Raw genomic sequence first — 19,629 nt, forward strand, 5'->3', positions numbered from 1 at the left:
TGTGTTTATGATGGATTGGCAGGCCCGGGAATGGCCTCATTGGAACGGGCGACACGTAGCCGCAACAATGGATAAAAAGTCATACTAGCCATGTCCTCACGTCATACCTTGGATCCCAATGAAACGACTGCCTCCCCTGCCGGCGCTGCACACTTTTCTGATTACCGCGCAGTGCTGCAATTTCACCCGGGCCGCCGAACAACTGCACATTACCCAGGGCGCAGTCAGCCGGCAGATCGCCGGGCTGGAAGATCACCTGGGTTATGAGCTGTTCATTCGCCAGGCCCGAGGCCTGGACCTGACTGCCGAAGGACGGGAGTGGTTGCCACGGGTGCAGCAGATTTTCGGCCTGATCGATGAGGCCGTGGAACAGATCGGCGAGAAGCGCGAAACCCTGCAACTCAAGGCACCGACCTGCGTCATGCGCTGGTTGCTGCCGCGCCTGCTGCAATGGCAAAGGGAACGCCCGGACGTGCCGGTGGAACTGACCACCACGGTCAAGCACGGCGTGGATTTTCATCTCGAGCAGTTCGATGCGGCGGTGATGTACGGCGCACCGCCGGACAATTCACTGATGTCGCAAAAACTCTTCGATGAACAACTCACGCCGGTGTGTTCCAGACCGATGCTCGAAGGCCCCATGCCCCTGCAGACACCCGCCGATCTGCAACAACACCTGCTGCTGCACCCGACCCGCGATGAACGGGACTGGAAAGCCTGGCTGAAGGCCGCGGAGGTGAATTTGACCAATGTCGGCAAGGGGCAGCATTTCGAAACACTGGACCTGGCGATGTCGATGGCGTCCCAGGGAACGGGGGTGGCGATTGGCGACTGGTCGCTGATCGGCGATGACCTGAATGCCGGGCGGCTGGTCATGCCATTCGATTTGAAGGTCACAACAGGACTGGCGTATTACCTTGTATTCCCCGAAAAACCCGGACCTTCGCCGAAGTTACGTGAATTGATGGGATGGCTGGTGGAGCAGGCGCAGTCTCGCTGAACCGCCACCTGTAGGAGCTGCCGCAGGCTGCGATCTTTTGATCTTGTTTTTAAAAAGCAAAATCAAAAGATCGCAGCCTGCGGCAGCTCCTACATGGATTGCGGTGTCAGTACCCAACTGTAAACCGTTGCCGCGAATGCTTTGGCGCCTCGAGTTCGTCGAGCATTGCAATCGCATAGTCGGCGAACGTGATCCAGCTACGCCCTTCGCTGCTCACCAGCAAATCATCCTGGCCGAGACGGAATCTCCCGGTGCGCTCGCCCTCGACAAATTCGGCCGAGGGCGACAGGAAGGTCCAGTCCAGATCCCGCTCTTCACGCAAGTTTGCGAGGAATTCGGCACCGGCGCTGGCCTCTGCCTTGTAAGCCTCAGGGAAACCATCGCTGTCGATCACTCGAGTGCCATCGGGCAACAAGAGCGAACCCGCACCGCCGACTACCAGCAAGCATTTGACCCCGGCTTTCTTCACCGGCCCGATGACGGCACTGGCAGGCAGCGTTGCGAAATGTGCCGCGCTGATGACTGCGTCATGCCCCTCGATGGCTGCTTGCAATGCACTGGCATCCAGAGCGTCGACGTTGCGTGTGACCACACCCGCACGCTGGCTGATTTTCGATGTGTCGCGGGCAATGGCGGTAACGCTGTGACCGCGACGCAGGGCTTCTTCCAGCAGTTGGCTACCGGCACGACCGGTGGCACCGATGATTGCGATGTTGCTCATGACGTACTCCAGTTGGCTTGAAAGTATCGGTATCAATTAGCGCTGACTTTTGTGGCGAGGGGGCTGCCCCCGTTCGGCTGCGCAGCAGTCGTAAACCTGTGTCTATGGGGTGCCTGAAGGAATGCAGGGGAGTGCTTCGCACTCCAACGGGGGCAAGCCCCCTCGCCACAAAAGCCCCCGCTCATGTCAAAGACTCACTCCCCCCACTTCATCTCGCCCTTGGCGACTTTGGCGCTCAGCTCCAGGGAGCTTTCGTCACCCAGGGTCGGGAAACGCTTTTTCATCGCGGCGATCAGTGCGGCAGAATCCCTCGCTTTGGCGGTTTCTTCATCGAAAGCCTTGATGTAATCGGCTGTGAACTGCACCGCGGCGAGGGCATGGTTGTCGTCGCCGAGGTAATGCCCCGGCACGACAGTCTTCGGTTTCAGGGTTTCAATGGAATGCAACGTAGCCAACCAATCGGCATGGGACTGTGCCGTTTGCGTGTCGGCCATCCACACATGGATATTTTGCGCCACCACAACACCACCGACGACCGCCTTGATCGACGGAATCCACACAAAGCTGCGATCCGGCTGCGCCCCCTCAAGTCCAAGCACCTGCAACTTCTGCCCTTCGAGGATCAGGCTGTCGCCCTTGAGCACGTCCGGCACGATGGTTTTGGCCGGCACATCGGCGCCCATTTTCGGCCCCCAGAAGGCCAGCTTGCCGTCGACGGTTTGCTTGATGTGATCAACAGTCGGCTGCGAGGCGAGGACCTTGGCCTTGGGAAACGCGGCGGTCAGGGTGTCGAGACCGAAGTAGTAGTCCGGGTCGCCGTGACTGATGTAGATGGTGGTCAATTGCTTGCCGCTGGCGCGGATTTTTTCCACCACCTGCTCGGCCTGGGATTTGCCGAATTGGGCATCCACCAGAATCGCTTCCTTTTCGCCGCTGACCAGCACCGAGGTCACCGGGAAAATGGCTTTTTCGCCAGGGTTGTAGACATCCAGCGTCAGGGGCGAGGCGCTGGCGTGGGCGGCAAAACCGAAGGTGGTGGCCAGCAAAACTCGCTTAAGTGAGGTGAAACCGATCATCTGTTGCTCCGTGATCCCGATGCCATATTTGGCGATGCCTTTTGTAGGAGCGAGCCTGCTCGCTCCTACATGAACCCAGAGCTTAGTTGCCTGACTCGGTACAAAAAATGCGATGCTTGAACATAGTTTGTTTCTGAAAGCGGGCAAATCATGGATCGTCTTCAAGCAATGCGTGTGTTCGTCACGGTGGTCGACCTCGGCAGCCAGTCGGCCGCCGCCGATCACCTGGAGCTGTCACGGCCGGTGGTGTCGCGGTATCTGGCGGAACTGGAAGATTGGGTTGGCGCGCGCCTGATGCATCGCACCACACGCAAGTTGAGCCTGACCGCCGCCGGCAACGAGATCCTGCCCCGCTGCCGGCAGATGCTCGACTTGTCCAGCGACATGCAAGCCGCCGTCAGCGAACCGGACGACGCACCACGCGGCCTGCTGCGGATCAGTGTCAGCACCTCGTTCGGCCAGGCGCAACTGGCCGATGCCATGGCCGCGTATGTCAAGCGCTACCCCGGCGTCAGCGTCGACATGCAGATGCTCGACCGCACCGTGAACCTGGTGGATGAGCGCATCGACCTGGCGATCCGCACCAGCAACGATCTGGACCCGAACCTGATCGCCCGCCGCCTGACGGTTTGCCGCTCGGTGATCTGCGCTTCCCCTGCTTACTTGCGCGAACATCCAGCGCCGCAACGGGTCGAGGACCTGAGCCTGCACAATTGCCTGACCCACTCCTACTTCGGCAAAAGCCTCTGGCATTTCGAGCAGGACGGCGAGCAGGTTTCAGTACCGGTGCAGGGCAACATCAGCGCCAACGAGGCCAGCACGCTGTTGCGCGCAACGATCGCCGGCGCCGGGGTGGCGATGCTGCCCACCTACCAGGCCGGCGTGCACATTCACAGCGGCGAATTGATTCGCCTGCTGCCGGCGGCCGAACCCCGGCAAATGAACGTGTATGCGGTGTACGCCTCACGCAAGCACATGCCGGTGGCGCTGCGCAGCTTGCTGGATTTTCTGGTTGTGAGGTTTCCGGAAGAACCGACGTGGGATATCGGCCTGTAACCCGATCAAAATGTGGGAGCGGGCTTGCTCGCGAAGAAGTCGGTACATTCGATGCAAATCTTGTGCATGAAATGCCGCTTTCGCGAGCAAGCCCGCTCCCACAGGGGAAGTCATCAGTGGACTGAATGGTGCGTGATGGCTAGCAACTCACCAGCGCTGACCTATGCTCAAAGTAGTACCGAAAGGTATTCGTTCAGAGGTCAACGCCATGAACATCAGAACAAGAAGATACCTCGCGATCTTCATCACCTGCGCGGTCACGCTCGGGCTGTATGGCGCTGCCGCCTGGCGCGTCGAGCAACTGCGCAACCTGCCCCGAGAAGCCGCGAGCTGCAACTTCGAGCGCTGCATCCCCCACAACGCCACCCTCAACGCCCTCCGGTAACGAAGGGGGTCAGGCTTCGTTGTCCTGATCGGCCTTCAAGCGGTCGCGGAAGGCCTTGGGCGAAATCCCCACACGACGCCGGAACAGGCGAGTGAAGTTGGTCGGATCGGAAAACCCCAACACGTCGGACATTTCATAAATGGTCATGCTGGTGTAGGTCAGCAAGCGCTTGGCCTCCAGCAATTGCCGTTCGTGCATGATCTGCAACGCTGGTTGCCCCGCCAGCTCACGACAGGTGCCGTTGAGGTGCGATACGGAAATCCCCAGCCGGTGCGCCAGATCCTCGACCTTGACGTGCTGGCGATAAGTCTCTTCCACCAGTTGAATAAAGCCGTTGAGGTATTCCCGGGCCCGCTGCGGTCGCGCCATGGCGGTGCGACGCTGGATCACCTGGCGGCTGACCCACACCACGATCACGCTGACCAGCGAATGCATGAGCATTTCCCGGGCCGGTTGATGACTGTTGTATTCGCTCTGCAAGGCACTGAACAGGCTGTTGAGGTACTCGGCGTCCTTGCCTGCTGGGTAACTTTCGGCCTGGGCCAGGGCATTGACCGATTGCCCCAACTGCATCTGCAGATGGGCAATCAGCGGCGCGGCCAGGGTCACGACAAAGCCCTCCACGTCTTCGCAAAAGCGAAAGCCATGCACCGACAGCGGTGGCAGGATCTGGATCGCCGGTTCCAGCAGTTGTGTACGCTGGCCTTCGATTTCAAGCTCTGCCTGACCTTTGAATACGAAGAGCAGTTGGCATAAATCAGCGTGGCGGTGGGGTTTGATTTCCCAATGATGTTCGCGGCTGCGTTTGGAAATGGTTTCACAGTGCAGCAAGTCCGGGGTCGGCCAATCCAGGCTTTCACCGTAGAGCTTGAACACCGGAATCGAAGGCAGGTCAGGCTTGTTCATCACTTCAATCCAGGCCTCGGAGTTTGATGGCGGGCGATAATCGCACCGATTGGCAGAATGTACAGCTATCGGCTCAGTTTTCACCTTCAATTGACAGACCCGCAAGGGAAAAATGCAAGCACTCGATCCATAAAAATCATTCACCGACCCTGGTCGCGTGAAGCTTGCGAGTCATAAAAACAATGAAAACGCTGAAAACCCAGGTCGCCATCATTGGTGCCGGCCCTTCAGGCTTGTTGCTCGGCCAATTGCTGCACAACGCCGGTATCGACACCCTCATTCTCGAACGTCAGACCCCGGACTATGTACTGGGCCGAATCCGCGCCGGCGTGCTTGAACAAGGCATGGTAGAGCTGTTGCGCCAGGCCGGCGTGAGTCAGCGCATGGACGCCGAGGGGCTGGTGCATGGCGGCTTCGAACTGGCCCTCGACGGGCGCCAGGTGCACATCGATCTGCACGCCCTCACGGGTGGCAAAACCGTGATGATCTACGGCCAGACCGAGGTCACCCGCGACCTGATGGCCGCCCGTCGGGAGGCCGGCGCGCAAACGATTTACCAGGCAGCCAACGTCGTTCCCCACGGTATGAAAACCGATGAAGCCTTTGTCACTTTTGAGAAGGATGGTGAGACCTGGCGACTCGATTGCGACTACATCGCCGGTTGCGACGGCTTCCATGGCGTGGCGCGGCAATCGATTCCCGCCGACAGCCTGAAAGTCTTCGAACGGATCTACCCCTTCGGCTGGCTCGGGATCCTGGCCGATACCCCACCGGTCCACGACGAGCTGGTCTACGCCCGTCATAAGCGCGGTTTTGCCCTGTGCAGCATGCGCTCGCCGACACGCACCCGTTACTACCTTCAAGTGCCCACCAGCGATCATGTCGATAACTGGTCGGATCAACGCTTCTGGGATGAACTCAAGACGCGGTTGCCACAAGCGTTGGCAGACAAACTGGTGACCGGCCCGTCCATCGAAAAAAGCATCGCGCCGCTGCGCAGCTTCGTGGTCGAACCGATGCAATACGGGCGGATGTTCCTGGTCGGCGATGCCGCGCACATCGTTCCGCCCACCGGCGCCAAGGGCCTGAACCTGGCAGCCAGCGATGTGAGTACGCTGTTCAATATCCTGCTCAAGGTTTACCGTGAAAACCGCGTTGATCTGCTGGAGAAATACTCGCAAATCTGCCTGCGCCGCGTGTGGAAGGCCGAGCGGTTTTCCTGGTGGATGACCTCGATGCTGCACCGTTTCGAGGACCACGATGCCTTTAGCCAGCGCATTGCCGAATCGGAACTGGAGTATTTCATCGGTTCCGAGGCGGGTCGAAAAACCATTGCGGAAAACTATGTCGGGCTTCCTTATGAGGCTATCGAATAGCCTGCTATCGACTTACACTGGCGAGCATCCCCGCTCGCCTTGCCTCGTGCGGGTCAATCAATGCCCGCAGGTTTTCCCGTGACCAATCTCCATCAGCCTGAAACGCCCAAACCCGCCATTCGCAGCGTGCTGATCGCGCTGATGCTGGCGATCTTTCTCGGGGCGCTGGACCAGACCATCGTCGCCGTGTCGATGCCGGCCATCTCCGCACAGTTCAAGGACGTCAGCCTGCTGGCCTGGGTGATTTCCGGCTACATGGTGGCCATGACCGTGGCGGTGCCGATCTACGGCAAACTGGGCGACCTGTACGGGCGGCGCAAGTTGATGCTGTTCGGCATGGGCCTGTTCACCCTGGCGTCGGTGTTCTGCGGCATGGCCCAGAGCATGGAGCAACTGGTTCTGGCGCGGATCTTCCAGGGCATCGGGGCCGGCGGGATGATTTCGGTGAGCCAGGCGATCATCGGTGACATCGTGCCGCCACGGGAGCGCGGTCGTTATCAGGGTTATTTCAGCAGCATGTACGCGGTGGCCAGCGTGGCCGGCCCGGTGCTCGGCGGTTACATGACCGAATACCTGTCCTGGCGCTGGGTGTTCCTGATCAACCTGCCGCTGGGCCTGGGTGCCTGGCTGGTGGCCCATCGCACGCTGGTGGGTCTGCCGGTTCCACAACGCAAACCAGTCATCGATTACCTGGGCACCGTGTTGATGATCATCGGGCTGACGGCATTGTTGCTGGGCATCACGCAGGTCGGTCAGGGTCATTCCTGGCGCAGTGCCGAGGTGCTGGCGCTGCTCGCTTGTGCGGTACTGGTGCTGGGGCTGTTTGTCGTTCACGAGCGGCGGGCACGGGAGCCATTGCTGCCTATGCATCTGTTCGCCAACCGCCCTGCGATCCTGTGCTGGTGCACGATTTTCTTCACCAGTTTCCAGGCCATCTCGCTGATCGTGTTGATGCCGCTGCGCTTCCAGAGCGTCACCGGCGCCGGGGCCGACAGCGCCGCCCTGCATCTGCTGCCGCTGGCCATGGGCTTGCCGATTGGCGCGTATTTCGCTGGCCGCCGCACCTCCGTGACCGGACGCTACAAACCGATGATCCTCACCGGTGCCGCGCTGATGCCCATCGCGATTACCGGCATGGCGTTCAGCCCACCGCAGGCCTTCGTCGTGAGCAGCTTGTTCATGCTGCTCTGCGGGATTGCCTCGGGCATGCAGTTCCCGACATCGTTGGTCGGCACGCAGAACTCGGTGGACCAGCGGGACATCGGCGTCGCCACCAGCACCACCAACCTGTTCCGTTCGCTGGGGGGTGCCGTGGGTGTGGCGTTGATGTCGGCGCTGCTGCTGGCCTTGTTGCAGAGTTCAAGTTTTGCGCACCTGGCCGGCTCGTCGCTGATTGCCGAAGGCAGTTCGGGGAATGTGTTGCTCGACGGGTTGAACGCCGCACCGGGTGAGGCGCAGAACGCCTTGCGTGCTGAATTGCTGCTGACGTTCCGGCACTTGCTGACGGTCAGTGCGGTGGTGTCGTTGCTGGGGCTGGCGGCGGCGATTGCCATGCCGAACATGTTGTTGCGCGGGCGCGAGGACAAGGTTCGATAGGTGGACCGCGTTGTCTGTATTCGCGAGCAAGCCCGCTCCCACAGTTGACCGCGTGCTGATGAAGAACTCGGTCTAATGTGGGAGCGGGCTTGCTCCGGGCGGCGTTCCGACGAAGGCGATCTGACAGTCACTACCATTCAAGGGCTGTAATACCCCACAGCCACCAGAAAATGCCCGACCTTCTTCAGGTAGGCATGCTTGTTCTCGACCTTGCCGGTCACCGGGTTTTTCCAGCGGTATTCGTATTCGCCGTAATCCTGTTTGGCCATCAATGCCAGAATCGGCTCGCCCACAGGCTTGCCTTCCGAGTCTTCGATCTTGCTGAAGTCGGTATTGATCAGCCGCAGGTTGGTGCCGTGGGCCACATAACGCCGGGTGTCCAGGTCGACGACAAACACATACAGGTCATCCTGCAGGTAGCCGCCCTTGAGGGAATTGATCGCCGTCAGGGTGCCCTTTTCGTCCCTGGCCAGATCGGTTGCCGCTTTATTCAGCAAGGCCATGGCCTGTTCAGCGGAGGCTCGGGGCAGGTAATAACCGACCGCCAGAATCCTCTGGCCGACGCGCTGGTAGTAGACATGCTTGCGCTCGACCTTGCCGTCGCTCCAGTTCTGCCAGCGATACTCCGCCTGCTGAATGCCATTGCCCTCTGGCACCTTCAGGGCGTCCTTGAAGGTTTTCTGCAACTCCGGACCCAGCACTTGCGACACGTCCCGACCAATCAACGCCGACGACGGTCCGCCGCTGGCAAGCATCACGCCCTTGGTGTCGAGCACAAAGACGTAACGGTCCTTGTCAACAAACTCGCCCTGGCGACTGAACGCCGCAAAGGCCTTGTCACCGTTCTCGTGGTAGTAGGCCAAGGCTTTTTCCAGCAGGGCGATAGCCGCCTTGCTGTCGTCCTTTTCCGTCCCGGCGGCTTGTGCCTGGCCCAGGCACAGTAAAAACATGCCGCATAACAAGGCGGACTTATGCAGAAACCCCATTGCGTATCCCTCGTTCCTGATGGTGTTTCAAGAGCGTAGACGGCAATGGGGGGAGGCATGGATATTCAGGAAAACACACAGCGGGGGCTTTTGTGGCGAGGGGGCTTGCCCCCGTTGCGCTGCGAAGCGGCGCTAAAACCTGCGACCGGTGATGGCCTGACACACCGCGGTTACCGGTTTTACGACTGCTGCGCAGCCGAACGGGGTGGTGCGGCATTCCGACAAGCCCCCTCGCCACAAGTGCTGCTATTACTGCCGGGCGCGCAACTGCTGTTGCAGGTTCTGGATCTGCGCCTGAAGGGTATTGATGTTGCGGGTGACCTGGCTGCGGAAGGCATCGAACTCCGCGGTATTGGTCGCGCCCGGTGCGGCGGCCGGACGGTTGTCCTGCACGCTCTTGAGCACGACGATATCTTGCTCGAGACGCTCGATGGCAGCGCTCGGGTTGCCTTGCTTCTTCAGGGCGACGATATCGGCACCCAGGCTTTTCAACTGTGCATCGAAGTTTTCCGAGTCGGACGGAGCACTTTTCAGGGCGGCCACTTCAGCACTCAGGGCTTTGACCTCGGCCTGCAACTGCGTATTGACCGCCTGATGCTCAGTGTTCTGGGCAGTCAGCAGTGCAAGGCGCTTGTCCGCTTCAGTGGTTTGCGCCGACATTTGCGCCAGTCGCTTGTCCAGGTCCGAGGCCTGGCCGGCCACACCTTGCTGTTGGGTGCTCTGGTCCTGGAGCTTGCCTTCCAGCTGGCGGATTTGCAGCTTCAAGGCCTCGCTGTCGGTGGTGACACTGGTCTGGCTGGCCACGACCTTTCCGGAAATATCCTGCAGGCGCCCTGCCGCTTCCTCGCTGATCCGCGCGAAACTTTCCTGGGTCGCCACCAGTTGCTGTTCCATCAGGGAGATCTGCTGAAAGCTCCACCAGGCCAGGCCCGCGAACGCAAAGAACAACGCCCCGACCAACGCCCACAGGGGACCGGTACTCGCCGCCTTGACCTTCACCACCGGCGCCGTGCGCGAATGCACGACCGTGCGAGCAGTGGGCGGAAAATCGTCATCGAGAACGTCTGCACGCAGGCTCGGTACATCGTCGAAGTCGTCGTTGGCATCGTTTCGCATGGACATTGAATCAACCTTAGTGAATCACATAATGGCTTTATGCCGCGCAGTATAAACCCCACAGCCGCAACCATTGACCCCCAAGCCCGTATCCGGTTCAGAAATGGCGCGCTGTTCGAGCCTCAGCGAATATCCTGCGCCTTCCACCAGCCACAGAATTCATCGAGCGCCGTCCAGAGGCTGACCTTGGGATCGTAATCCAGATAATGCCGGGCACGGCTGATGTCCAGGGTGAAATTTTTGTTCATGACTTGCATGCCCAGGCGCGACAGTGTCGGTTCGGGACGCCCCGGCCACATCTTGCACACGCCCTCGTTGAGCGCCGCCACGCTGTAGCCCAGGCCGTAGGAGCGGTAGCGGGTGACCTGTGGGACGTCCATTTTGCGCATGACGTAATTGACCACATCCCACAACGGAATCGGCGTGCCGTTGCTGATGTTGTAAGCCTTGCCCAGCGCGGAACCGCTGGCCAGCAAACTGCTGAGCAACGCTTCGTTGAGGTTTTGCACGCTGGTGAAGTCAACTTTGTTCAGACCGTTGCCGATGATTGCCAGGCGCCCCTTGCGCTGCATATTCAACAGGCGCGGGAAGATGCTCATGTCGCCGGCCCCGGTCACGAAACGCGGGCGCAGGGCCAGGGTTTCGAGGCCGAACTCCTGGGCGCCAAAGACTTTTTGCTCGGCCAGGTACTTGGTGGCGGCGTAAGGGTGTTTGAAGCGCTTGGGCACCTGCTCTTCGGTCAGGCCCAGGTGATCTCGACCATCGAAATAGATCGACGGCGACGACAAATGCACCAGCCGTCGAACCCGTTGCTTGAGGCAGGCTTCGACCACGTTCTCGGTGACCTGGACGTTGCCCTGATGGAAATCCTGATAACGTCCCCATAAACCGACGGCACCGGCGCAATGCACCACGGCCTCGACGTCCGAACACAATTCGCGCGCCAGTTCCGGGTCGCTCAAGTCGCCCTGGATGAACTCGGCTCCGCGGCGTACCAGATGCTCCACACTCTCGGCCCGGCGACCGTTGACCCGCACGTCCAGGCCCTGCTCCAGGGCAAAACGCGCAAAGCGTCCGCCGATGAAGCCGCTTGCGCCGGTAACCAGAATCTTCATGAATTGCTCCGAATATTTCGTTTTGCGTATTACGTGAGGTCTTGACGCTGCGCGTCAGTCCAAGGGCACCAGCCATTGCTTCGATGCGCTGACCAATTGATCGGTGAGCAACCCCAGCAACTGACCGCCATTACGCCAATGATGCCAGTACAGCGGCACATCGATCGGCTTATCTGGCAATAACTCCCGCAATACGCCCCTTTCAAGTTGCTCGCGTACCTGCAGTTCCGGAACCAGGCCCCAGCCCAGACCGGCTTCGGTCAATCGAATGAAGCCTTCGGACGACGGGCATAAATGGTGTTCGAAACCACCCTCGACGCCGAGGGACGCCAGATACCGATGCTGCAGGAAATCGTCCGGCCCAAACACCAGCGCCGGGGTGCGGGCCAACTGATCGGCGCGTACGCCTTGCGGAAAATGCCGGGCAATAAAGGCCGGGCTGGCCAGCGCACGGTAACGCATGGCCCCCAGCAGTACGCTGCGCGCGCCTGCCACCGGACGCTCGCTGGCGCAGACACAGGCTGCCACCTCGCCGGCACGCATGCGCTTGAGGCCGACGGTCTGGTCTTCGACCACCAGATCCATCAACAGATGCTGTTGCGCGCAAAACTCCCCCACCGCCTGCGCCCACCAGGTGGCCAGGCTGTCGGCGTTCAGGGCGATCCGCAGGCGTTCCGGCAGACCCTCTTCATCCAGTGCCGGCACCAGGCTTTGCAAATCCCGTTCAAGCAAGCGCACCTGCTGCACGTGGTTGAGCAACCGCCGACCGATTTCCGTTGGCGTTGGCGGTGTGGCCCGCACCAGCACCGGCTGACCAACCCGCGCTTCCAGCAGCTTGATGCGTTGGGATATCGCCGACTGCGAAAGGCCCAGCACCTGGGCCGCCCGTTCAAAACCGGCCTGTTCGACCACGGCGGCCAAGGCAGAAAGCAATTTATAGTCGAACATCAGTTTTCCTAATGAGCGATCAGCAAGATTGGTTTTTCTTATACAGCCTTCGCAGGGACAATGACCAGCAAGAACTCTTGAACAAGGATCACCCACATGGCTGGCGAAACTTCATTGGCAACGTTGCTGCGCAGCATGAGCCCGCAACTCAATGCCGGCGAATACGTGTTCTGCACCCTGCGCGACGGCCAGTTGCCTGCGGGCCTGGAGATTGTCGGCAGCTTCCGCGAGCAGGAAGGCCTGACCGTGATTCTCGAACGCTCCCACGCCGAAAAAGCCGGGCTGCACTTCGACTACATCGCTGCCTGGATCACCCTGAACGTGCATTCGGCACTCGAAGCGGTTGGCCTGACCGCCGCATTCGCCACGGCATTGGGCAAGGCCGGCATCAGTTGCAACGTGATTGCCGGCTACTACCACGACCATTTGTTTGTCGGCCAGGCCGACGCCGACCGTGCCCTGCAGGTGCTGCGGGATCTGGCAGCCAACGCGGAGTAAAAAATCATGTGGCAAAGTTATATGAACGGCCTGTTGGTGGCCTTTGGCCTGATCATGGCGATCGGCACCCAGAATGCGTTTGTCCTCGCGCAAAGCCTGCGGCGTGAACATCACCTGCCGGTCGCGGCACTCTGCGTGGCCTGCGACGCCCTGCTGGTGGCGGCCGGGGTGTTCGGCCTGGCGACGGTATTGGCACAGAACCCGACATTGCTGGCCATCGCCCGCTGGGGCGGTGCAGCGTTTCTGTTGTGGTATGGCACCCAGGCACTGCGCCGGGCCTTTTCGAAACAGAGCCTTGAGCAGGGCGAGGGTCAGACCGTACGCTCGCTGCGGGCGGTCATGCTCAGCGCGCTGGCGGTGACCTTGCTCAACCCGCACGTCTACCTGGACACCGTTTTGCTGATCGGCTCCCTGGGCGCACAACAAACCGAGCCCGGCGCTTATGTGGTAGGCGCGGCCAGTGCCTCGCTGCTGTGGTTCTTCACCCTGGCGCTGGGTGCGGCATGGCTGGCACCCTGGCTCGCCCGCCCCGGTACCTGGCGAATTCTCGATCTGTTGGTGGCGGTGATGATGTTTGCCGTAGCGCTGCAGTTGATCGCGGCCATCTGATTCGCGGAACCTCTATTCCACACAGTTGTTGCGTGGTTATGCCGCCCCCCCGGTGCTATGATCCGTCTCCCTGCGCCGCAAAGAGTACAAACTCCCCGGCGCTTGTCTGGCCGCCCGTGATCGGCCTTGCGCTCACCGCAACTGACCTGATTAGGAGAATCATCATGGCTTTCGAATTGCCGCCGCTGCCGTACGCACACGATGCCCTGCAGCCGCACATTTCCAAGGAAACTCTGGAATTCCACCACGACAAGCACCACAACACCTACGTCGTGAACCTGAACAACCTGGTGCCAGGCACCGAGTTCGAAGGCAAGACCCTGGAAGAAATCGTCAAGACTTCCTCGGGCGGTATCTTCAACAACGCCGCACAGGTCTGGAACCACACTTTCTACTGGAACTGCCTGGCGCCAAACGCCGGCGGTCAACCAACCGGCGCACTGGCTGAGGCCATCAACGCAGCTTTCGGTTCGTTCGACAAGTTCAAGGAAGAGTTCAGCAAGACTTCCATCGGCACCTTCGGTTCCGGCTGGGGCTGGCTGGTGAAGAAGGCTGACGGTTCCCTGGCCCTGGCCAGCACCATCGGCGCCGGCAACCCGCTGACCAACGGCGACACCCCGCTGCTGACCTGCGACGTCTGGGAACACGCTTACTACATCGACTACCGCAACCTGCGTCCGAAGTACGTCGAAGCGTTCTGGAACCTGGTCAACTGGAAATTCGTGGCTGAGCAGTTCGAAGGCAAAACCTTCACCGCTTAAGCACGACGCCAGTCAAGAAACCCGGCTTTTGCCGGGTTTTTTTATGCGTTCGGGAAAGTGGCCACATCAATGAAAAATGTGTCGATTATCCGGCCCTCTTCGCGAGCAAGCCCGCTCCCACATTTGCTCCATAGACGACACGATCCAGTGTGGGAGCGGGCTTGCTCGCGAAGAACGATGACGCGGTCAACCTGACTGAATACCTATCCCTGCGGATCGAGGTTATCCAGCGCGCGACTCACCGCCAGCTCCGCCAACATGACAATCTGCGAAATGGCCAACGCTGTGTTGCGCTGGGGGCCATTCAGGTAGGTGGCGAAATCACTCGCCAGGACATTGGCGGAAGCCAGTGATTCACAGGCGTGGGCAAGAAGGGTTTCAGTGTCCATGTCGGGAACGATCATGAACATGGTGTGGGGGCTGTAGGGTTTGGTGCTGCTGGGGGGATCGGGGATTAACTTATCCACTGAAATATTCCTATGCGGTGGGTGCCACCCATTGCCGTTCTCACACGGCAAAGAGGTGGCAGCTATGTGCGAGGTGAGAAAACCGGTCATAGGCACCCGGCCAGACAAAAGTCTGCCCGCACACAGCCGCCATAACGCATTTACAGACAGCGGAAAAGCTGGCGGCAATTATGCGGATACGGGCACTGGATGACTATGACTTGCCGGGTTCTCACACCCGATCGCTGAGTTTTCAGCGACAGTCAGAGGCTATTGAGTCCACTTCCGACGGGCAACCTGAAAAGAGCGTGGGAAACTTCTGGCGCTTTCCTACACCGCGCCATCTCGCAAAAACGTAACGCGGAACGTCCCTGGCATCACTCCCACGCGGGAGCGTGGGAGTGATCAGCTTGGAGGCGTGGGAGATTAGTCGGCTGACAGGCCGTCATCGCTGGCAAGCCAGCTCCCACAGGGTCAAAGTACATCCGCCAGATTCAGGTCGGCCGGCAGGCCGCCTTCGCGAGCAGGCTCGCTCCCACAGGAGAGCAAAGACAGAGCGGCGTACATAGAGGCTCTTCACCACTCAACAGGCCGAGCGTTAGCTCGCCTGCAGCTCTTGATCTTGATCTTGATCTTGATCTTGATCTTGATCTTGATCTTGATCCACCCGCCCCCTCGGCAGGCTGAGCGCAGGTGTTCATCCGGGGATGGGCGCGCAGCGCCGTTCGACGCAGTCGAACTCATTGCATGTAGGTCGAAGCGAAGCCGACCGGAGGGCAATGCCCCCGGATGAATACCGGAGCGAAGGAACCCCGAGCCTAGGCGAGGGGCCGTACGTAAGGGGCGAGACCTTTTGGTTACTTTTGGGGCGTTTGCCAAAAGTGACCCGCTGTAAGAGCGGAACCGTAAGTCGCCGTTACCAAAGAAATGGATATGTACTCCGTTAAAAACCCAACAATGAAACAAGCCTCGAGCCCCTTGCCCCACCGCCACACACGGCTAACATCAAACAAAAGGAAAATATCTGCACCCCCACCCCTAAAGTTGAAGGACTCGACAACCGACACAGTGCTAATAGGCTAACTCGTCAAGACAACTGCAAATCAGCCAAGCTGCAGGCAAAATCCCCCAAGGATGATTGTCCCTTTGACTGCCATCACGGGATTGCCAATACTCATGGCAACTTGATGCTACCCGCACGGAACAAGGAATAACCCTTTGAAGCTGGAACTCAAGAACAGCTTGTCGGTGAAGTTGCTCCGGGTCGTGCTCCTGTCGGCATTGATCGTAGGCGTGGTCTTGAGCTGCGCGCAGATCGTGTTCGATGCCTATAAAACACGCCAGGCCGTCGCCAGCGATGCCGAACGCATCCTCGACATGTTTCGCGACCCCTCGACCCAAGCCGTCTACAGCCTGGACCGGGAAATGGGCATGCAGGTGATCGAAGGTCTGTTTCAGGATGCCGCCGTGCGCAAGGCCTCCATCGGCCATCCCAACGAAGCCATGCTCGCGCAAAAAACCCGCGAACTGCAGCACTCCCACAGCCGCTGGCTGACCGACCTGATTCTCGGCAAGGAACGCACCTTCACCACCCAGCTGGTCGGTCGCGGGCCTTACAGCGAGTATTACGGCGACCTGAGCATCACCCTCGATACCGCCACCTACGGCCAAGGGTTCATTGTCAACTCGGTGATCATCTTCATTTCCGGCGTACTGCGCGCGCTCGCCATGGGGCTGGTGCTGTATCTGGTCTATCATTGGCTGCTGACCAAGCCGCTGTCGCGGATCATCGAGCACCTCACGGAAATCAATCCGGATCGTCCCAGCGAACACAAGATTCCGCTGCTCAAGGGCCACGAGAAAAACGAACTGGGCATCTGGATCAACACCGCCAACCAGTTGCTCGAGTCCATCGAACGCAACACCCATCTGCGCCACGAGGCGGAAAACAGCCTGTTGCGCATGTCCCAGTACGATTTTCTGACGGGACTGCCGAACCGGCAGCAATTGCAGCAGCAACTGGACAAGATCCTCATCGACGCCGGCAGATTGCAGCGCCGGGTCGCGGTGTTGTGTGTCGGCCTCGACGATTTCAAGGGCATCAACGAGCAGTTCAGCTACCAGACCGGCGACCAGCTGCTGCTGGCCCTGGCCGATCGCCTGCGTGGCCATAGCGGTCGCCTGGGTGCCCTCGCCCGCCTCGGCGGCGACCAGTTCGCCCTGGTCCAGGCTGATATCGAACAACCCTACGAAGCCGCCGAGCTGGCACAAAGCATTCTCGATGATCTGGAAGCGGCGTTTGCCCTCGACCATCAGGAGATTCGCCTGCGCGCCACCATCGGCATCACCCTGTTCCCCGAGGACGGCGACAGCACCGAGAAGCTGCTGCAAAAGGCCGAGCAGACCATGACACTGGCCAAGACCCGCTCGCGCAACCGCTATCAGTTCTATATCGCCAGCGTCGACACCGAAATGCGCCGCCGCCGCGAGCTGGAAAAAGATCTGCGCGATGCGCTGGTCCGCAATCAGTTCTACCTCGTCTACCAGCCGCAGATCAGTTACCGCGACAACCGCGTAGTGGGCGTCGAAGCCCTGATTCGCTGGCAGCATCCCGAGCACGGCATGGTGCCGCCGGACCTGTTCATCCCACTGGCCGAGCAGAACGGCACCATCATCGCCATCGGCGAATGGGTGCTGGACCAGGCCTGCAAACAATTACGCGAGTGGCATGACCAGGGCTTCAGTGAGCTGCGCATGGCGGTCAACCTGTCCACGGTTCAATTGCACCACGCCGAACTGCCACGGGTGGTCAACAACCTGCTGCAAATGTACCGCCTGCCGCCACGCAGCCTGGAACTGGAAGTCACCGAAACCGGCCTGATGGAAGACATCAGCACCGCGGCCCAGCATCTGCTCAGCCTGCGCCGCTCCGGTGCGCTGATCGCCATCGACGACTTTGGAACCGGCTATTCATCCTTGAGCTATCTCAAGAGCCTGCCACTGGACAAGATCAAGATCGACAAGAGCTTCGTTCAGGACCTCCTCGATGACGACGACGATGCAACCATCGTTCGCGCCATCATCCAGCTGGGCAAGAGCCTGGGCATGCAGGTAATTGCCGAAGGTGTGGAAACCGCCGAACAAGAGGCCTACATCATTTCCGAAGGCTGCCACGAAGGTCAGGGTTATCACTACAGCAAGCCATTGCCGGCGCGGGAACTGGGCCTCTATTTGAAACAGGCCCAGCGCAGCAACGCCGCTATTTTGTAACCCCCCTCCTGTAGGAGCGAGCTTGCTCGCGATGAACTTGAGAACACCGCGGGGTATCAGGTTCCCAGCGTTATCGTTGACGTCCATCGCGAGCAAGCTCGCTCCTACAGTGAATAAGAAATATTTCCACCTACAACCCTTTACACATAATGCGAAAGATTTGCATTATGTCGCAGTTTTGCGTGCGCATAGCGCCACTCCACCCCTATCGAAGCAGGATGTTCGCCATGATTCGTATGCCTCTGGCTACCGCCAGTCTGTTGGCCATCGCTATTTCCCTCGCCGGTTGCGGCGAAGGTGACAAAGAAAAAGCTGCCGCGCCTGCGCCAGCTGCCAGCACCGCGGCCGCCCCGGCTGCTGCGCCTGCCGCTGCCGCTAAAGTCGACGAAGCCGCCGCCAAAGCCGTTGTCGCTCACTACGCCGACATCGTTTTCGCCGTTTACAGCGATGCCGAATCCACCGCGAAGACCCTGCAAACCGCGGTAGACGCCTTCCTCGCCAAACCGAACGCCGACACCCTGAAAGCCGCCAAGGCTGCCTGGGTTGCCGCTCGCGTGCCTTACCTGCAGAGCGAAGTGTTCCGCTTCGGCAACACCATCGTTGACGACTGGGAAGGTCAGTTGAACGCCTGGCCGCTGGACGAAGGCCTGATCGACTACGTCGACAAGTCCTACGAGCACGCCCTGGGCAACCCGGGCGCCACCGCCAACATCATCGCCAACACTGAAGTGCAGATCGGCGAAGACAAGGTCGACGTCAAAGACATCACCCCGGAAAAACTCGCCAGCCTGAACGAGCTGGGCGGCTCCGAGGCCAACGTCGCCACCGGTTACCACGCCATCGAATTCCTGCTCTGGGGCCAGGACCTCAACGGCACCGGCCCTGGCGCCGGCAACCGTCCTGCTTCGGACTACCTGGAAGGCAAAGGCGCTACCGGCGGTCACAACGATCGTCGTCGTGCCTACCTGAAGTCCGTGACTCAGCTGCTGGTCAGCGACCTGGAAGAAATGGTCGGCAACTGGAAGCCGAACGTGGCCGACAACTACCGCGCCACCCTGGAAGCGGAACCGGCTGAAACCGGCCTGCGCAAAATGCTGTTCGGCATGGGCAGTCTGTCCCTGGGCGAACTGGCGGGCGAGCGCATGAAGGTTTCCCTGGAAGCTAATTCCCCTGAAGACGAACAGGATTGCTTCAGCGACAACACCCACAACTCGCACTTCTACGATGCCAAGGGCATTCGTAACGTGTACCTGGGCGAATACACCCGTGTCGACGGCACCAAAATGACCGGCGCCAGCCTGTCGTCCCTGGTGGCCAAGGCCGATCCGGCTGCCGACACCGCGCTCAAAGACGACCTGGCCGCTACCGAAGCCAAGCTTCAAGTCATGGTCGACCACGCCAACAAGGGCGAGCACTACGACCAGTTGATCGCTGCCGGCAACACCGCAGGCAATCAGATCGTCCGTGACGCCATCGCTGCGCTGGTCAAGCAGACCGGTTCGATCGAAGCCGCCGCTGGCAAACTGGGCATCAACGACCTGAACCCGGACAACGCTGATCACGAATTCTGATCAACGCTGGCTGAATGAAAGAGGCGACCTTCGGGTCGCCTTTTTCATATCTGCTACACACATCCCATTGTGGGAGCGGGCTTGCTCGCGAAAGCGTCGTGTCAGGCAATCTCCATGGGGACTGACACACTGCCTTCGCGAGCAAGCCCGCTCCCACAGGGGTAATGGGTAAGCCAAAAACCCTGCCCCACAT

General features: G+C 60.0%; 18 protein-coding genes. 10 read left to right on the top strand and 8 right to left on the bottom strand.

What is annotated here, in order from left to right; translation table 11 throughout:
- The first annotated feature begins 118 nt into the window (after positions 1-118).
- Positions 119-1,000, top strand: a complete 882-nt coding sequence (locus tag ACXX83_RS19175) for a LysR substrate-binding domain-containing protein (RefSeq protein WP_217836249.1) — start codon at positions 119-121, stop codon at positions 998-1,000.
- 106 nt (positions 1,001-1,106) lie between these two features.
- Here the strand turns inward: ACXX83_RS19175 and ACXX83_RS19180 are convergent, their stop codons facing one another.
- Complete coding sequence (locus tag ACXX83_RS19180) at positions 1,107-1,721, bottom strand: NAD(P)-dependent oxidoreductase (RefSeq protein WP_458549357.1); 615 nt, start codon at positions 1,719-1,721, stop codon at positions 1,107-1,109.
- Between the two features lie 194 nt (positions 1,722-1,915).
- Complete coding sequence (locus ACXX83_RS19185; RefSeq protein ID WP_458549358.1) at positions 1,916-2,797, bottom strand: MBL fold metallo-hydrolase; 882 nt, start codon at positions 2,795-2,797, stop codon at positions 1,916-1,918.
- A gap of 150 nt (positions 2,798-2,947) precedes the next feature.
- Between ACXX83_RS19185 and ACXX83_RS19190 the strand changes: the two genes are divergently transcribed.
- Together ACXX83_RS19190 and ACXX83_RS19195 are read left to right on the top strand one after the other, a co-directional pair.
- A complete protein-coding gene (locus ACXX83_RS19190) occupies positions 2,948-3,853 on the top strand; it encodes a LysR family transcriptional regulator (protein ID WP_458549359.1) in 906 nt (301 codons plus the stop codon).
- A 208-nt stretch (positions 3,854-4,061) separates the two neighbouring features.
- Positions 4,062-4,238, top strand: coding sequence for a hypothetical protein (locus ACXX83_RS19195; protein ID WP_007978514.1), 177 nt, complete (start codon positions 4,062-4,064; stop codon positions 4,236-4,238).
- A 9-nt stretch (positions 4,239-4,247) separates the two neighbouring features.
- On the opposite strand, the gene ACXX83_RS19200 is transcribed toward ACXX83_RS19195, so the two are convergent.
- The gene (locus tag ACXX83_RS19200) at positions 4,248-5,144 is read right to left on the bottom strand and encodes a helix-turn-helix domain-containing protein (protein ID WP_458549360.1); all 897 of its coding nucleotides are present in this window, start codon (positions 5,142-5,144) and stop codon (positions 4,248-4,250) included.
- A gap of 191 nt (positions 5,145-5,335) precedes the next feature.
- Here ACXX83_RS19200 and pobA point away from each other — a divergent pair, with 191 nt between their 5' ends.
- Positions 5,336-6,520: a 4-hydroxybenzoate 3-monooxygenase gene (pobA, locus tag ACXX83_RS19205; RefSeq protein ID WP_458550215.1), complete on the top strand. Its 1,185-nt coding sequence runs from the start codon at positions 5,336-5,338 to the stop codon at positions 6,518-6,520.
- A gap of 78 nt (positions 6,521-6,598) precedes the next feature.
- Positions 6,599-8,116, top strand: coding sequence for an MDR family MFS transporter (locus tag ACXX83_RS19210; protein ID WP_458549361.1), 1,518 nt, complete (start codon positions 6,599-6,601; stop codon positions 8,114-8,116).
- A gap of 137 nt (positions 8,117-8,253) precedes the next feature.
- On the opposite strand, the gene ACXX83_RS19215 is transcribed toward ACXX83_RS19210, so the two are convergent.
- From ACXX83_RS19215 to ACXX83_RS19230, 4 genes are all read right to left on the bottom strand, one after another.
- Positions 8,254-9,102 carry a cache domain-containing protein gene (locus ACXX83_RS19215; protein ID WP_458549362.1) on the bottom strand — a complete coding sequence of 283 codons (849 nt, stop codon included), beginning with the start codon at positions 9,100-9,102 and terminating at the stop codon, positions 8,254-8,256.
- A 249-nt stretch (positions 9,103-9,351) separates the two neighbouring features.
- On the bottom strand, positions 9,352-10,224 hold the full coding sequence (locus tag ACXX83_RS19220; RefSeq protein ID WP_458549363.1) for an ATPase: 873 nt from the start codon (positions 10,222-10,224) through the stop codon (positions 9,352-9,354).
- A 116-nt stretch (positions 10,225-10,340) separates the two neighbouring features.
- Entirely contained in the window at positions 10,341-11,333 is a 993-nt protein-coding gene (locus ACXX83_RS19225) for an NAD-dependent epimerase/dehydratase family protein (RefSeq protein WP_015096658.1), read from the bottom strand.
- 54 nt (positions 11,334-11,387) lie between these two features.
- On the bottom strand, positions 11,388-12,281 hold the full coding sequence (locus ACXX83_RS19230; RefSeq protein WP_007978530.1) for a LysR family transcriptional regulator ArgP: 894 nt from the start codon (positions 12,279-12,281) through the stop codon (positions 11,388-11,390).
- A 96-nt stretch (positions 12,282-12,377) separates the two neighbouring features.
- On the opposite strand from ACXX83_RS19230, the gene ACXX83_RS19235 reads away from it, so the two are divergent.
- The 3 genes from ACXX83_RS19235 to ACXX83_RS19245 all read left to right on the top strand — a co-directional run bounded on the left by ACXX83_RS19235 (position 12,378) and on the right by ACXX83_RS19245 (position 14,149).
- Positions 12,378-12,779, top strand: coding sequence for an ACT domain-containing protein (locus ACXX83_RS19235; protein ID WP_407799207.1), 402 nt, complete (start codon positions 12,378-12,380; stop codon positions 12,777-12,779).
- A 6-nt stretch (positions 12,780-12,785) separates the two neighbouring features.
- On the top strand, positions 12,786-13,388 hold the full coding sequence (locus ACXX83_RS19240; protein ID WP_015096661.1) for a LysE/ArgO family amino acid transporter: 603 nt from the start codon (positions 12,786-12,788) through the stop codon (positions 13,386-13,388).
- Positions 13,389-13,552: 164 nt separating this feature from the next.
- A complete protein-coding gene (locus tag ACXX83_RS19245; protein WP_008022038.1) occupies positions 13,553-14,149 on the top strand; it encodes a superoxide dismutase in 597 nt (198 codons plus the stop codon).
- Between the two features lie 203 nt (positions 14,150-14,352).
- On the opposite strand, the gene ACXX83_RS19250 is transcribed toward ACXX83_RS19245, so the two are convergent.
- On the bottom strand, positions 14,353-14,616 hold the full coding sequence (locus ACXX83_RS19250; protein WP_041474947.1) for a DUF6124 family protein: 264 nt from the start codon (positions 14,614-14,616) through the stop codon (positions 14,353-14,355).
- A 1,197-nt stretch (positions 14,617-15,813) separates the two neighbouring features.
- Here ACXX83_RS19250 and ACXX83_RS19255 point away from each other — a divergent pair.
- Positions 15,814-17,865 carry a putative bifunctional diguanylate cyclase/phosphodiesterase gene (locus ACXX83_RS19255; protein WP_458549364.1) on the top strand — a complete coding sequence of 684 codons (2,052 nt, stop codon included), beginning with the start codon at positions 15,814-15,816 and terminating at the stop codon, positions 17,863-17,865.
- A gap of 227 nt (positions 17,866-18,092) precedes the next feature.
- Complete coding sequence (locus ACXX83_RS19260) at positions 18,093-19,436, top strand: imelysin family protein (protein ID WP_458549365.1); 1,344 nt, start codon at positions 18,093-18,095, stop codon at positions 19,434-19,436.
- Positions 19,437-19,629 lie beyond the last annotated feature (193 nt).

This window comes from Pseudomonas sp. GNP012, from assembly GCF_054343835.1.